11 protein-coding genes and 1 tRNA gene are annotated in these 14,938 nt (G+C 56.8%); 3 read left to right on the top strand and 9 right to left on the bottom strand.

Translation table 11 applies throughout. The annotated features are described in order from the left end of the window. Positions 1-49 precede the first annotated feature (49 nt). Entirely contained in the window at positions 50-532 is a 483-nt protein-coding gene (locus tag DHV10_RS20055) for a cupin domain-containing protein (RefSeq protein ID WP_109488162.1), read from the top strand. On the opposite strand, the gene DHV10_RS20050 is transcribed toward DHV10_RS20055, so the two are convergent. The 3 genes from DHV10_RS20050 to DHV10_RS20040 all read right to left on the bottom strand — a co-directional run bounded on the left by DHV10_RS20050 (position 529) and on the right by DHV10_RS20040 (position 6,344). Next, positions 529-1,914 (bottom strand): paraquat-inducible protein A, encoded by a 1,386-nt coding sequence (locus tag DHV10_RS20050; protein ID WP_162601710.1) that lies wholly within the window; start codon positions 1,912-1,914, stop codon positions 529-531. The two genes, DHV10_RS20055 and DHV10_RS20050, sit on opposite strands and share 4 nt — an antisense overlap. Positions 1,915-2,027: 113 nt before the next feature. Continuing rightward, the gene (locus tag DHV10_RS20045) at positions 2,028-2,978 is read right to left on the bottom strand and encodes a metallophosphoesterase family protein (protein WP_109488160.1); all 951 of its coding nucleotides are present in this window, start codon (positions 2,976-2,978) and stop codon (positions 2,028-2,030) included. 15 nt (positions 2,979-2,993) lie between these two features. Further along, the gene (locus DHV10_RS20040; protein ID WP_239461947.1) at positions 2,994-6,344 is read right to left on the bottom strand and encodes an outer membrane beta-barrel protein; all 3,351 of its coding nucleotides are present in this window, start codon (positions 6,342-6,344) and stop codon (positions 2,994-2,996) included. A gap of 398 nt (positions 6,345-6,742) precedes the next feature. Between DHV10_RS20040 and DHV10_RS20035 the strand changes: the two genes are divergently transcribed. Both DHV10_RS20035 and DHV10_RS20030 read left to right on the top strand, forming a co-directional pair. Then, positions 6,743-8,275 carry an ATP-binding protein gene (locus DHV10_RS20035; RefSeq protein ID WP_109488158.1) on the top strand — a complete coding sequence of 511 codons (1,533 nt, stop codon included), beginning with the start codon at positions 6,743-6,745 and terminating at the stop codon, positions 8,273-8,275. Next, entirely contained in the window at positions 8,272-8,904 is a 633-nt protein-coding gene (locus DHV10_RS20030; protein WP_109488157.1) for a response regulator transcription factor, read from the top strand. Before DHV10_RS20035 ends, DHV10_RS20030 begins: the two co-directional genes overlap by 4 nt. Here the strand turns inward: DHV10_RS20030 and DHV10_RS27305 are convergent. From DHV10_RS27305 to DHV10_RS28365, 6 genes are all read right to left on the bottom strand, one after another. Next, positions 8,901-9,524 (bottom strand): hypothetical protein, encoded by a 624-nt coding sequence (locus DHV10_RS27305; RefSeq protein ID WP_162601709.1) that lies wholly within the window; start codon positions 9,522-9,524, stop codon positions 8,901-8,903. The genes DHV10_RS20030 and DHV10_RS27305 overlap by 4 nt on opposite strands. Before the next feature lie 10 nt (positions 9,525-9,534). Next, positions 9,535-9,873, bottom strand: coding sequence for a P-II family nitrogen regulator (locus DHV10_RS20020; protein WP_109488155.1), 339 nt, complete (start codon positions 9,871-9,873; stop codon positions 9,535-9,537). Between the two features lie 67 nt (positions 9,874-9,940). Beyond that, a complete protein-coding gene (locus DHV10_RS20015) occupies positions 9,941-11,563 on the bottom strand; it encodes an ammonium transporter (protein ID WP_109488154.1) in 1,623 nt (540 codons plus the stop codon). A 559-nt stretch (positions 11,564-12,122) separates the two neighbouring features. After that, positions 12,123-12,197: transfer RNA gene (locus DHV10_RS20010), tRNA-Gly, on the bottom strand. 184 nt (positions 12,198-12,381) lie between these two features. Beyond that, positions 12,382-14,148 (bottom strand): glycosyltransferase, encoded by a 1,767-nt coding sequence (locus DHV10_RS20005; RefSeq protein WP_109488153.1) that lies wholly within the window; start codon positions 14,146-14,148, stop codon positions 12,382-12,384. Continuing rightward, a complete protein-coding gene (locus DHV10_RS28365) occupies positions 14,145-14,858 on the bottom strand; it encodes a class I SAM-dependent methyltransferase (protein ID WP_420818755.1) in 714 nt (237 codons plus the stop codon). Before DHV10_RS28365 ends, DHV10_RS20005 begins: the two co-directional genes overlap by 4 nt. Positions 14,859-14,938: the final 80 nt, after the last annotated feature.

Here is a 14,938-nt window from a genome sequence, read left to right as displayed (position 1 = left end):
GCACGGATCTGTATTCTTCCAACTGGCGGTATCTTTGCCGGAGGTCGAGATGCGATTCGCAACTGTAAAGCTGTTGGCTTCAGTTCTCGTTTTTAGTACGGTGGGAGCACAGGCGCAAACAATGAAACTGGATCACTGGTCTAAAGCACAGCTACTGGAACGCGCGAAACACCTCGAACAAGAAGCTGCAAGGGGCGATGGCTCCGCAAGCGAGACCCTCGAGAAGTACCCTCATCATTACACCATGCTCGCTTTTCGCGAGAAGAGCGGTGGGGGCGAGTTGCATCAGAACTTCGCCGACATGTTCGTCATCCTCGATGGACGCGCGACTGTCGTGACAGGCGGCAGCGTCGTTGATCAGAAGATCGTCGGACCCGGAGAGATTCGCGGCAAGTCCGTAGAGGGTGGGACGCGCGAGGAGGTGAAGGCCGGGGACGTCGTCCACATTCCTGCGGGCATGCCGCACCAGACGCTTGTCGCAGATGGCGATACAGTGACGTACTTCGTCGTGAAGGCGGAAGAGACGCGCTAGGCCGAAATGCCTGAGTCGATAAGTGGTTCACGTTGAGAGGCACGCGACGCGATCCCCCGCTCCAGCTTCTTCGAGAGCAAGATGCTCGAGATGCAGAAGCCGATGAAGAGATAGTAGCCGGGCAGGATGGTCGAGCTGTCTGTAGGAAGCACCAGTTGCTGGATGGCTGGTTGCGACCGTATGCCGCCCATTCCGCTCTCGATCACTCCGTTGAAGGCGATGAACGACATGAAGATCGCGAGCACCATTACGTCGGCCATCGACCATTTCGAAAGGTCGAAGGCAAGCAGCGTCACGATGCGGCTGTTGCGCAATAACGACGGACGAAACAGCGAGGCGCTCAAGGCAAGCATCTTCAGAGCCGGGAACACTACGCTGAATAGGATCACCAGCACCGCGACAATCGACATCGCGGGACGGCGCATCTCCAACAGGCTTCGCGAAACTTCAAGCACCGTCTTGCTGCGGTAGTAAAGTGATTGGTCTCGAAACTCGATAGGCGAGCCGAGCAGTGTCGCATCGAGCCTGGTGACGCGCACTTCCACCTCAAGCATCGGGCTCAAAACACCGCCCACAAGCATGGCCAGGCAGAACAGCATAAGCACCACAACCGCACTTCGCGACAGAGGCGCGCGCGTGGCGGCGAGCAAAATGAACGCCAGCGCCGCCGATGCGAGGACGACGATGTAGTCCCTGGTCAATTGCCCGTCAGCCTGCTGGATGCGACTGCTCAGGATCGGTTCACACTCTGCGCCGTTTGCGCAGCCGTACCGCCTCAGAATGGCGTTGTACGTCGTCATGTCAACTGAACTGAACGTGTTCTTCACCGCATCGTTCAGCACTGTGCGTATAGACTCTTTAAACGCATTCTGGTTCTGTGGCTTCGCTATCTCGGCCATCACAACATTTGTGTACTCCGGAATATGCGGACGCAGCGAATTGACGATCATGTTTACCAGCATCGGCGGAGCGGCGAACCCGGGAGCCGCGGGCTTCGCACTCACTCCGGTCGCTGGCTTCCCCGCAGCCGGCTTTGGTGCGGTCATCTGCTTTTGGATGTTATCGAGGAGGTTGTTGAGCGAGTGTTCAACCATGGGCCGAAGGCCCCTGCTCTGCGCCTGAAGATCAAGCTTGTCTACCTGCGCATTCAGAATGGGTCCGATGATGCCCCGCCACCGGTCTGCGCTCAAGATGCCGTACCGCACATGCTGCAACTCGGCCAAGTCGACGCGAAGATCGCGGCGCTGACTCAAGCCATCAACCGTCTGCCAAGTGAACCAGATCGCCGGTAGGAGCAAAACCGCGCTTACCGCGAGCCTGGCGAAGTACCAGCGCGAACGTTCGCGCGAAGGAGGATTCGGTTGTGCGGCCAGATGTCTCACTGCAGTGAATACGAGTATATGCGGTCGCTCGGGCGCTCGGAGGATAGCTAGAACGAGGACCAGATCGCGGTCGAGCGGGAGGAGGGCGCTACTGCCCAAGCGCTCCCCCAACCTCAAGATGAGTGATAGGGTTTGCTGTAGTGCGTGGACCACTGGACCAAGCCTGCGTTCAGAAAGCGCCAGCTGCCTTGGTCGGGATCAATCTCGAGCAGCATGTACGCGTTCGGATCGTATCGCGTGGCGGCCATGATGTAGTGCTGCGGTCCGTAGGTATGGGCGAAGTCGACCCACTTGTGCACGTGCCCGGAAACAACCAACTGGATCGTGTCCTGATGTTTGCGAAGCAGCGGATGCAACCCGAAGTCCTTGAACTCGACATCCTGCACCGCGATCAGCGGGTAATGAACAAAGACGAATGTGGGCTTACCTTCCGCAAGCTGCGCTTCGAACCACTGGAGTTGCTCCTCCCCGAGACTTCCCATACTCGGGTTGAAATTTGGCGCTTTGTTGTCCTGGGTTGATCCCAAAAAGTTATTCAGGTGAACAAATTTGTAGCCCTTGTAGTCAAACGCCCAATACGGTTCAGTGTTGAACTTAGCCTTGAAGAGCTTATGGCTCATCTCGCGCGGCACGCGGCGCACGTCATAATCGTGATTACCCCAGCCGATGTGGACCGGCATCTTGAACTGATCCGTGATCGCCTTCGCGTTGTCCAGTCGGGTTTTGTTCTTAAAGTAGAAGTCGTAATCCTGTGACGGGTAGTTGTGGAAGTAGTCGCCAAGGAGAAAGACTTGCTCGATTGCGGGATTGAGCGAGTTGATGAAGTCGCGGGCAGCGATCAGACGCGGCGTTGTAAGCAAAATGCTTTCGTTATCTTCGACTCCGTTTTCACTGCCCTTCACGTAGAAGTCGTCGATGATGTGTGTGTCTGCGATGAGTGCGATATAGAATTTGCGGCTGCCGGATTGTGGCGCAACCTCACGCGCCCAGAGCGAGCGCGTGAGATTTGCGGTGAGGGCCGCGGCGGTGAGTGCGCCGAAGCTGCGACGTGTGAGATGCGCCATGCAAACTTCTCCAGGTTAGAAGCTGAGTTTGCCCGCGACCTGAAGCTGACGAGGCGGGAAATAACCGGTGATCGAGCCAAAGCTGCCTGAGCTGCGATTCGAGTTTGGAGCTGTGTAGTTGACCTTGTTCAGCACGTTGAACGCTTCGCCGCGCAGATCGAACGAGGAGTGCTCATTCCACAGGCGGAAGCTCTTATGCAATCCAAGATCAAACTGGTTGAAGGTCATGTCGCGCAGCGAATTGCGTCTCGCGGTTCCGTAGGGGTGCGATGGATCGCCGGGCAGCGTGACGGCAGTTGTGCTCAGGTATCCGTTCAGAGCTGAGGCAGTCTTGACCCAACTGCTTGCCGGGTTGATGGCGTTGCCGTTCTGATTGGGCCGCTGGTTCAGCAACGGGCTGAGCTGGAAAGCAGCAGAAGGGCTGTACGTGAGATTGAATGGCTGACCGCTGGTGTCTGTATTGATGGCCGTAAGCTGCCATCCGCCGAGCACTGTATCGACAGCGCGCGGCATGCCGGCGGCGAAGCGGCGACCGTTGCCGAGGGGAAGGTCCCAGACGAGACTCAGCGTGTTGTTGATCGGCTGGTTATAGGCAGACTGTCCGCGTTCTCCGTCGAGGTTGGCCAGGTTCACGCGCGAATTGTCACCGTTGGGCGTGTCCAGGTGGCCAGACGCATTGTCGATCGCGTGCGACCATGTGAAGGAATTAAGCAGATAGATGCCGCCCGCGTAACGGTGCTCGAATTTGCCCTGCAGTCCGTTGTAGCTAAGGAACCCCGCGGGAATGGATTCTTCGATCGTGGTGAAGGTCGCGATCGGTCGACGAGCCTGTACGCTCAGCGTGCCTTTCGCCGCGTTTGCCGCTGCCTGATTTAGATCGGCAAGCACCCAGATGTGGACACCGTGTTCGCCGACATAGGAGATTGTGAAAACGCTGTTGTGCCCGAGCTCATGCTGGAAATCCACGTGCCATGCCTGAACATACCCCGTAGGGATGTTCTTCGGGATATATCGAGTCTGTGCAATCAGCGTGTTGAAGTTACTGGCCGCCACGAAGTTCGAGGGGTAGCCCTGCATCACCGTGCGAAAGCAGTTGGTGTAATTGTCGCCTGTGCAGAGCGGCTGCTTGGTTCCCGTAAAGGCGAAGGGCGCCACCTGGTTTACAGCCGAGTTGATGATGTAGGGGCCGTTGTAGGCAAGCAGGTTTTCACCGCCCTCACGGTTGAACTGGTCGTAGCTGATGCCGTATGCAGAACGCACAACGGTCTTCGGATCGACCTGCCACGCGATACCGATGCGCGGCGCAAAATCTGTCTTCGGCGTGTTGACGAGAGCGCGCTTGTACAGTGAGCCACCCGAAGCCTGGATCAGCGTGTTGGTTGTCGGATCGAAGTTCGCCAGGTGATTGCCGTCAACATACTGCGGTGTTACCAGTTCATACCGCAGACCCGCATTGACCGTGAGCGAGGGCAAAAGCTTCCAGTCGTCCTGCACATAGAAGTAGTTCATCTGCTGGTGATAGTTCACAATGCGGAAGTTGTTGAGCTGATAGCTGTCGCGCGCGCCCGTGAGGAAGTCCGTGAGATAAGCGGCAGTCCCCGCGCCGGCGTCGCTTGTACCTCCGCCATTCTGGCTGAATCCCTGGTTGAATGTTTCGCCACCGTAGACAGGATTGAAGTCATCCACCTGGGTGTTGATCGAGAGATACTCCCAGCCGAACTTCATGCTGTGGCGTCCCCTGATCAGTCCGTAATTCACCTTTGGGTTGATCACGAAAGGGTTTTGGAACTGCGGATTCGATGTCTGTGCGCCCCAGGTGCTGAAGTTCTTCACGCTCTCATTGCTGAGCCTGCGAACGACTGTCTTGTCAGTGGGAAGGCCCGGAACGCCCGCCTGCACATTGAGGCTCTCCTGACCGGCAAGATACGGAGCCTTTCCGCCGTGCGTCCACGTAAACCCAATGCGAGCATCAAGGGTTGAGTTCGGCCCAAAGGCATGGGTCACACCGGAAGCAATCTGCTGGTTGTACGCGTGAATTGTACCGTTGCCGCCGTCGCCGGCAGGACCGGGAATCGAAGTTGCGTCGACAATGTCACCCTTGTGATCGCTGAAGCGGCCGAAAATCGTCGTCTTGGTGCTCATGATGTAGTCGAGCCGGCCATCGCCCTTGTTATCTGTCAGCGTTGCGCGTGGGAACGAGACATAGTTATTGGAGAAGCCAGCGACGTTGGGCGAAGGAAGCGCGTTGATAACCGAAAGTGCCAGCGGTGTCCAATCCGACTGCGGGACAACGCCGTTTGCGTACACCGTACCGGTGATCGGATTGCGTAGCGGAACCGGGGCTCCTGTAGTGGTCTGGAAGATGCCCTGACGCTGCAGATCGGTCGGCACCGTTGCGGCCGCGTACTGCGCCTGCACCTGTCGGTTGCCCTCATAGTCCGCAAAGTAGAACAGCTTATCGCGCAGAATCGGGCCACCGATGTCGCCGCCAAACTGGTTGCGGATCAGCATGGGCTTTTGTGCCTTGCCCGTAAGCTTATTCGTCGGTGCCGCAAAGGGTCCGATCGCATTGAAAATCGTATTGCGGTGATATTCCCAAAGCTTGCCGTGCACCTGGTTGGTGCCGCTGTTGATCGAAACATTGATCACGGCGCCGGACGCGCGGCCGAACTCCGCGGAGTAATTGTTGGTCTCCACTCGAAACTGATTGATCGCGTCAGGAGACGGCGGAATTGCCTGGTTGGAAAAGCCCTGATTGGACGTGCCGTACGCATTGTTATCCAAGCCATCGAGCAGAAAGTTGTTGAACTCGGATCGCTGACCGTTCACGTTGTACGAAGCATCGCGGCTGGTCACGGACTGATTCTCGAGATTGTTGCGGCGAACGCCGGGTGCGAGCGACATGAGATCGCCGTAGGCTCGCCCATTGAGGGGCAGGTCGTGCACCTGTGTCTCGGAGATCATGGTTCCGGTCGAGGAGGTCTCGCTCTCCAGTTGAGTCGCGGCGCCGGATACCACCACAGTTTCGGCAACGCTGCCGGGCTTGAGCGTGACGTCGACGCGCTGGCGTGTGCTGACGTTTACTGCGAAGGGGTCGGTCACGGAATCGCTGAACCCAGGAGCAGAAGCGCTGACCTTGTATCGGCCGACGTGCACGTCGGGGAATTGGAAGTGGCCATCGTTGTCAGTGGTCGCTGCGATGGTCGCTCCGGTGCTGACGTTGACGAGCGTCACCTTACCATTTGCGATTGGTGCTCCGCTCGAATCACGGACGAAACCAAGGACAGCAGAGGTCTCAAATTGAGCCCAGCCGACTGACGCGCAGATGAGCAGAAGTAGAACTACAAGGAAGTGTTTGCGTCTCACGATGTTGCTCCTAAAGTGTGTTGCGTGATGTTTCCAGAACCTCTACTGGTGGGGGTCCAAGGGCGCGTAGACAAGGGGATCCACATGCCAGAACTCGCTACCAGCCCGAAGATGACTTTTTCGTCACGGGAAAGCTCTGCAATACCCTACGGGCCTGCCAAAACCGATGTCAATCGTCATTTGTCACAAGTTCGAACAAACTTGAAGGTCCGGACTGCAATTCCTGTTGATAAAGGCTCCGGCCCTGGTTTGCTGCTTATGATTGAAGAGTACAAACCTCTGGTAAATCTCACGTTAAGAAGATCCGTCAGCCTGCTGTTCGTTTGAGCTTTCATGCAGGGATCTATCTTTATGCCGAAACCATTGATTCGACTCGATCCTGTCCCTAGCATCTTGTTATGGGCGAGCCGCGATCCGGCGCTGTTTCGGCGCTGGCCTTTGAGTACGGATTAAAGCCGGCTGGAATCGCGGTTGTCTTCGTACTCGTAGCCCTGCTGTGGACGTTTCCGCTGCAGCACCTCATCGATTACCCCTTTGTTTTCCTCTTCTTCGGCGCAATCATGGGGAGCGCATGGTTCGGCGGCAGCATCGCAGGGGTAATTGCGGTGGTTCTATCTTCTCTGCTCGTCACATACTTCTTCATCCCACCGTTCTATTCCATCTCTGTTGCAGCGGAGTCGCAGAGTTTCCTGGCTGCGTTCATTCTGTTCGCGATCACCATGAGCTTCGTCAGTTCAGCCCGGAAGCGCGCAGAGACGCAGGTAAAGCAGGCGCGCGATCTGCTGGAAACGCGCGTACAGGAGCGCACCGCAGAACTCGAGCAATCAACCCGTGAAATCCAGCGGAGCGAGAGGGAGCTACGACTGCTGACGGAAGCTATCCCTCAACAGATATGGCGAGCCGATGCCAGCGGGGCAATCGAATATGTCAATCAGAATCTTCGCGAGTACCTCGGATCTCCGGAGGAGAAGCTACTGAAGGAAGGCCTTTTTCGCGCTCTCGATCCTCGCGACGCAATTGTCTTAAGAGAAACCTGGCAACAGGCGCTCGAAACCGGAACCCCGCTTGAAGTTCAGGCTCGAGTGTTGAATGCACAGAAGGAATCACGATGGTTTCTGATTCGCGCGTTTCCTCAGAGCGCCGAAAACGGAAGGATCGTTCGCTGGTATGGTCTGCACATCGACATCGAGGAGCATGAACGCGAGCAACAGTCGCTCACCGCACGACAGGAGCGGCTCTCGCGCATCTCTCGGGATCTGAGCATGTCTGAGATCGCTGTCTCGATAGCGCACGAGCTCAATCAGCCAATGACGGCGCTGCTGACACACGCATATGCCTGCCGCGAATGGGCAGCCTCCACACCTCCGAATCTCGAGAAGGTATCCGCGACGGCGGAAAAGATTGTGCAGGAGAGCACGCGGGCCAGCGCGGTGGTCAAGCGGGTTCGTTCGCTGTTCAGCCCGGACGAACCGGTACGAGTTGCAACAGATCTGAACCGGCTAATCCAGGACTCCGCGCGCCTGCTTCGCGACGATGCGGCGAGACATGGGGTCCAGATGGATCTTGATCTTGAAGATAAACTGTCCGATATCGAAATGGATCCGATCCAGATCCAGCAGGTCATTCTGAACCTTGCCAAAAATTCGATTGAAGCGATGGCGGGATCGCGGAAAGAGCGCGTCGTTCAACTTTCTACGCGCGCCGCAAGCGAAGATGAAGTACTTGTGATCGTGAGCGACACAGGGCCCGGAATCGCTCCGGAGATCGTCGCGAACATCTTTGAGCCATTCTTCTCAACGAAGAAGAACGGAACCGGTATCGGTTTGGCAATCTGCAGAAGTATCGTTGAAGCGCACAGCGGCCGAATCTCGGCGTACGAGAACAAACTCGGCGGGGCGACACTTCAGTTCACGGTGCGGACAAGGGGATGACAAGCTCCGTCGATCAGATCGTGCACATCATCGACGACGATGCATCCATCTGCGATGCACTCCTGAACCTGCTTGACGCCATCGGCATCGGTGCAAGGTGTTATTCATCTGCCGAGCAGTTTCGAGAAGAGATAGGAACTGCGCTCGCTGGCTGCATTCTTCTCGACGCGCGCCTTCCGGGGATCAGCGGGCCCGAATTTCAGGATCAACTGCGTCGCTCAGGTTGCGAGCTGCCGATCATCTTCATGACGGCGCATGGCGACATGGCGATGGTGCGAAAAGTGTTGAAGGCGGGAGCGATCGAATTTCTCATCAAGCCATTCCAAAAAGAAGAACTACTCCAGGCTGTACAGCAAGCATTCGCGATTGATGCTGAGCGGCGGAGTGAAAGGGCGACGCTGGAAGGCATTCAGGCGAGAATCAACGCGCTGACCGATCGTGAGAAGCAGGTGATGGCTATGGTGACGGCGGGCCTGCTGAACAAGCAGATCGCGGCGGAACTCGGCATCAGCGAGATCATGGTGAAGGTGCACCGCCGCCGAGTGATGGACGGCATGCAGGCAGGTTCGCTGGCCGATCTAGTGAAATTATGCGAACAGGTGAAGTTCGCTTCGTGGGTTGGAACCTAGTCGCCGAAACCGAACTGCTCTTCGCGCGGAAGCCTGCGCAGGAAGCCATTGTCCAACTCGAAGCGAAGGCCAACGAGCTTTGCCCTCATGGCTAAGGAATGGACGCTTCGATGAGAGCTATCCTGGCTACGCAGATTGCCGACGATGATCAGTTCGCGAAACTGATTGTAAGAAGCACGGTAGAACCGCACCCGCGCTCTGCTCAGTTCCGGCAGGCTCGCGAACAAAAGGGCGCGCAGATCGATCGCATCCCGAAGCGCCTGCAGGGCGGCATGCCTCCTGCTGATCTCGCGTGCCAAATCGACGTCCCACGGGTCCGGATTGCGCGCGACGCAGTCGCATTCGGCGGTTCCGTCTTTGATCAGCAAACGTTCAAGGTAGAGAGGAGACCGGGAGAGTCTTCCGAACCGCAATTCTGTTTTGAATTCGCGAACGAAACGGCTGACGCGGCAGAACTGTTGCGTCAGCCTTGAACTACCCTGCGAACCCAGGTCTTGGGGATCGAGTTCACAGGGGGGAATAGGACTCGCATAAGACATGGGTAGTGTCCCGACTGGGTCGAATTGGGTGAGTTGCCGGGCATGGCGCGCTCGGTAGTTTTGGCCGGGCAACAGAAGCACTCAGGCTTCCTCAGATCGCCGCGAGATCGCGTTCTTTACTGCGAATGCGTATGGCGCCTCCCACGTTGTAGAGGAAGATTTTGCCGTCTCCGATTTTGCCGGTGTAGGCGGCATTCGAGATGGCTTCAATCGCTTTCTCTACGGTCTCGTCGGAGAGTACGAGTTCGAGTTTAATTTTCGGAAGCAGATCGACATCGTATTCACGGCCACGAAACACTTCGGTGTGGCCTTTCTGACGTCCGTGCCCGCGAACTTCCGATACCGTCATTCCTTCCACTCCCAGTTCGATGAGAGCAGCCTTAACCGCTTCAAACTTATTCGGACGAACTATAGCTTCAAGCTTTGTCATGGATTCCTCGCTCTCTGGTTATGGAAGGACCAGGGCACTTACGCTCTGGTCCTTCCTGAGCTGTACATCAGTCACCGGTCGTGGCGGCGCTACGCAAGGCATGAGCATCGTGGGCGAGAGACTGGCCGGTTACGTCCTTGGGCATACCGGCCGGAGCGGCCAGTGAGGAGATGACGTACTCCGGATACGCCGAGATGCCATGCTCGTGGAGATCGAGGCCGTAGAGTTCGCCCTCTTCCGACACACGGAGCGTGCCGGTCAGGTTCACGACGTACATCAGCACCATCGCTACTGCGAATGTTGCTGTGGTGACGATGGCGCTGCCGATGAACTGCGCCTTCAGCAATGTGAGTCCGCCGTGGTAGAAGAGACCTGCGAGAGGAGCGGAGTTGTCAGGACCGGTCGGCCCAGATGCGCCGTACTTACCGCATGCGAAAAGCCCAAGGGAAAGAGTTCCCCAGATGCCGCACAGGCCGTGTACAGGAACCGCACCGATGGGATCATCGATTCGCAGCCACTCCAGCAGTTCGACGCCCAGGCAAACCACCACACCGGCGATGCCGCCGAGAATGATCGAGCCGGTCGGGCTGACCCAGTAGCAGGGGCATGTAATGGCAACCAGGCCCGCCAGGAATCCGTTGACGGTGAAGCCGACGTCCCATTTCTTCGTGAGGAAATAGGCATACATCATTGCCGTGAGCCCGGCAGCGCAAGCTGCGAGGGTTGTATTGGCTGAGACGCGCCCGATACCTGCGAGATCCATTGCGGAGAGCGTCGAGCCGGGATTGAATCCGTACCAGCCGAACCAGAGGATCAGCCCGCCGGAAGCCGCGATCGTGAGGTCGTGCGGCAGCATCGGAGCACCACCGTCGCGCTTGAACTTGCGTCCGAGACGCGGACCCAGAACGATAGAGCCTGCAAGAGCGATGAAACCGCCGATCGTGTGTACGACGGTGGATCCTGCGAAGTCGTGGAAGCTGGTGCCAAGGTTTGGAAGGAAGTTACCGGCCGAACCCATCGTGGCGAGGAAGCCATCCGGGCCCCACGCCCAGTGGCCGATGATTGGATAGATGAATCCGGAAACACCGAGCGAGTAGAGCAGGTCCCCGATGAATCCAGTACGGCCGATCATGGCGCCGGACGTGATTGTCGAGCAGGTATCGGCAAACGCGAACTGGAAGATCCAGACCGCAAGGAACGCGACACCGGTGGACTCGTACGTCTCAGGCGCATCCTGCAGGAAGAACCAGTGGTAGCCGATAAAGCCGTTGCCATGGCTGAACATGAATGCAAAGCCGATGGCATAGAAGAGAATGCCGCAGAGGCAGGTATCGACGATGCACTCCATCAGCACGTTCACGGTTTCACGCGAGCGGCAGAAGCCGGCTTCCAGCATGGTGAAGCCGACCTGCATGCCGAAAACGAGGAAGGCAGCGATGAGCGTCCATGCGGTGTTGATGGGGTTGATCACGTCCGCAGCCTTCATCGGCGTGTCGGCAGCGTAGACCTTCGCGAAGAACACGGCCGTCATGCCGGCCATGATCAGCAGCGTGAGTCCGACGCCGGCGAGTTTGCCGACGAGCATGGTGGCGCCATACTTTTGCCACCGGGGTTGACGCAAGCGTTCTGCGAGCCGCGTCAGCTTCTGCGAAAAAGATAGGGATCTCCCTCGCCGCACAATGGATTTCATCGTGTAGCTCCTCCGATTGTTTTGGTGTTGTTGCCTTCAGCCGAACTGCCGGACGGTACTGAGTCCTCCGCTCTCGTAATCTGCTCGGTGCAAATGAAGTTCTGCGATCAGAAACCGCAGACTTGGGGAGAGCCACTGCCATTCAGCGAGACGATGGACGAGTGCGTATTCGCAATCTACTGAGGAGGGATACGCGGAACAAGCTATACCTTTGTATAGCCAGAAAAGAGCACGAAACTCATAACATCTTTACGGGCCCTCCGTTCTAATGCGCTTCGGTATGGCTCATGCACTGATCATTTTTTCGGAGCGCATAGTAACCGCGATGTTCTTTATTGGACTTGTCGGCTGCGCAAGCGTAGTTGTTGTTAGCTGGGTATCTATCTTTAAAGATGGATTCTCGGACCTCAAGAACAGGCAGAACGAATCTCACTGGGACAGCGCTCAGATTGGGGCGCATGTATCCGGCGTGTCACGAAGTACCTCCGCAACGCTCGGGTAGGTCACCGCTCTGGAATTGCGGGGGAACGCGTGGCGAGCGAGTTTGTCCGAAAAGGATTGGAGCGGGAGACCAGGATCGAACTGGCGACATTCAGCTTGGGAAGCTGACGTTCTACCACTGAACTACTCCCGCTAAATTACTCACTCTCAGAAGCTTACGCCGGATTACCTTGCGGCGTCAACTTCCTGACCAGCTCTCTTTGGCGAGTTGATCAATAGGACGAGCCTACAGGAGAGGGCATTCCGATAGCTAGAGGAGCGCTTATGGCGCCGCGATAAGCGTGATGTTCTCTTGTGCAAGTGACAGAGACAGCTCGCTAGGTTTTTGCTAGCCAGATTCTCCTTCTTATTCGGCCAAGGAGCGAGGGGCGACGATTCCGCCCATCCTTGAGCATTCGCCCGATCTGTTGCGGAGAATTGCGCGGATCGACCATAATCCTACGAAGCAGGTGGGGGTGAGTTTCGAGGTGGTTGAGTCCTGGAATCACGGAGAATGCCAACTCGAAGTTTTCCTTCACGATCTCGACTGACCCGGCATCATAGTGCCCGAACGGATAAGCGAAAGACTCCGGGCTCTTTCCGATGATCTTGCAGAGTGCCTCCTTTGCGCCCACAATCTCAGAGAGCTGTCCTGCCACATCCAACTGCACTAGATCCGCATGGGTTCGGGTGTGAACTCCAATATCAATCCCGCGTGATACCCAAGTCCTAATCTGGTCAACGCTGGCCAGTTTCAGGACGCTCCTGTTGTTGCCCGATTCGTTCCACACATCCATGCCTCCGGTCAGGGATGACACCACAAAACTTACGGCACAGAACCCATGCCGCTCCAGAATTGGAAACGCAAAGGCAAATGTGTCTGCGTAGGCGTCGTCGAACGTGAGCATCACCGACTTCTTGGGCAAAGGGATGCCGTGGATCAGCCAATTAGACAACTGGGAAATGTTGATGGTCCTGTAGCCCTTGTGAGCGAGGTAGCTGATCTGTCGCTCGAAATGCTGGGGTTCGATAGTCAACTCGTAATACGTTAACGGGTTCCTCGGGCCGATGTGGTGGTACATCAGTACGGGGACACCGGCTCCGAATGAGTCCTCGATCGCTTCCCACGATCCCGCCTGTTTGATGCCGGACAATAGCGTTTCCATGCGGTGCCGGTGCGCCAAGGCGCGAAGACCTATCTTGCGGAGGGGCGGAAGATCGCGGTGTCTGTCTGCTAGATCGATGAGAATATCGAGCACCAAAGCGGGCAAAGACGGTGCCGAGAGAATTGCTGAGCGGAGGACTCGTTTTGCAGTTCCACCCCGAGCCAAATTTGCGAAGACGGAGAGCTTGCGGTACTCCGGATGCTTGCGACAGAACAGCCACTCTGCTTTGCCGAGGCCGCGAGCGTCGCTCGTGATCATCTTCCGGGTTGGCTTCGAGAAGATCTCGAAGACCAATGCATCTGGAGCCGAACGTAAGACAACCCCGCGCTTCATGAGGCGGTAGAGGAGTTCGAATCCTTCCAAGGGGAACGGTACGGAGAGATCCACGCCGCCACACGCTTCAATTTCGCTTCTCAGAACCGAAGTATTAGCAAAGATCGAGAAGTCCTGAGGCAGTTGAACTCCATTCTTCTCAGGATTGAAGACGCTTGCATGCTGCTCATACCATTGACGCGTGGCATCTGTTGCCAGTGTTTGGGGACTCTCGGGAGCCACAAAGATCGATCCTCGGACCATCGCAGGACCCGTCGATCTCTCGTGTACAGTCAGATGGTGTTTCAACACCTGCTCAGTGAATCGAATATCGTCGTCCGTGAAGAAGACATACCGACCGCGCGCGGTTTCGAGAGCAGCCTGCCTTGCTGCTGCCGGACCGCGATTTTGTTGAGACACGGTTCGGAAAGGATGTGCCACCTTGAGTTCTCTGAGCATCTCAAGGGTTCCGTCGGTCGAGCCGTCAACAACAACAATGACTTCGAACTGGTCTGCGGGAAAATCCTGGGCGCAGACACTCGGCAGCGTCATCGCCAGTACGTCTCGCCTCTGAAACGTCGCCATCACGACAGAGAAGAGCGGGCCGCTGGGTTGTTCAACCATCATCTGGTTGACCCCTCGGGGGCGTCGCGTCGGTGGAACAAAGTGTCTACATACAGATCATCCATCTCTTGAGTGATCAGCGAGAGCCTACGATCGGCGGAAAAACAGTTGCTTGTGCGCACCCCCCCTCGAATAAGCCACTTCGCCCAACGAGATGATTCGAAAACATCGTTTCCGCGCACGTTCCCGAGCAGTAGATAGCCGCCCGTTCGCAATCCGGCTATGAGCCTCTCCTTCGCTGCTCGGACATCACCAGGGCGGTAGTAGGTCTCCAAAACACTTGTGGCCACGATAAGATCGAAAGTGCCTGGGACTGCTTCCGTTCTCAAGTCGAAGTTCTGAAACTCTACGTTTTCCCAGTTTCTGCGGTGCCGAGCGCGCTCCAGCACTACGGGAGAAAAGTCAACCGCGATCAAGCTGCCGCACCGGGAGGCGAGGTATTCAGTGAATGCTCCTTCGTGACAGCCGATCTCGAGCGCACGGGGAAACAGTTGTCCGTTGCGGACTCTGTCCAGCATCCGTGACTCTCGAAGGAATCTGTCTTTTCCAGATTGTCCAACTGTGGAGTATTGCCAGACATCGGTCGAAACCGAGTGGAGTCTATCAAGCTTCGAGCGACTGCGGGCTGGCGTGTCGAAGGCGGCGGCAGTCAGCGCTCTAGCGAAGTGATACAAGCTTCTCAACCAGGCCACGTTCCGCAAGATTATTCGCATCCTACGAAGATCAACCGCCATCCTGCATCATCTCTCACTCGTAGAATAATTGCGACAGTGCAATTCTATCGGACGTTCAC

Source organism: Occallatibacter savannae, assembly GCF_003131205.1.
In the GTDB taxonomy this organism is placed as follows: domain Bacteria; phylum Acidobacteriota; class Terriglobia; order Terriglobales; family Acidobacteriaceae; genus Telmatobacter; species Telmatobacter savannae.
The sequence above is the reverse complement of the archived record's forward strand: the minus strand, read 5'-3'. Positions and strand labels throughout refer to the sequence as shown.

Bases quoted from the DNA above. Each gene is read 5' to 3' on its own strand.
- DHV10_RS20030 (WP_109488157.1), top strand. From the start codon at position 8,272: ATGACAAGCTCCGTCGATCAGATCGTGCACATCATCGACGACGATGCA.
- DHV10_RS20045 (WP_109488160.1), bottom strand. From the start codon at position 2,978: ATGGCGCATCTCACACGTCGCAGCTTCGGCGCACTCACCGCCGCGGCC.
- DHV10_RS20020 (WP_109488155.1), bottom strand. From the start codon at position 9,873: ATGACAAAGCTTGAAGCTATAGTTCGTCCGAATAAGTTTGAAGCGGTT.
- DHV10_RS20005 (WP_109488153.1), bottom strand. From the start codon at position 14,148: ATGATGGTTGAACAACCCAGCGGCCCGCTCTTCTCTGTCGTGATGGCG.
- DHV10_RS20035 (WP_109488158.1), top strand. From the start codon at position 6,743: ATGGGCGAGCCGCGATCCGGCGCTGTTTCGGCGCTGGCCTTTGAGTAC.
- DHV10_RS28365 (WP_420818755.1), bottom strand. From the start codon at position 14,858: ATGCGAATAATCTTGCGGAACGTGGCCTGGTTGAGAAGCTTGTATCAC.
- DHV10_RS20015 (WP_109488154.1), bottom strand. From the start codon at position 11,563: ATGAAATCCATTGTGCGGCGAGGGAGATCCCTATCTTTTTCGCAGAAG.
- DHV10_RS20055 (WP_109488162.1), top strand. From the start codon at position 50: ATGCGATTCGCAACTGTAAAGCTGTTGGCTTCAGTTCTCGTTTTTAGT.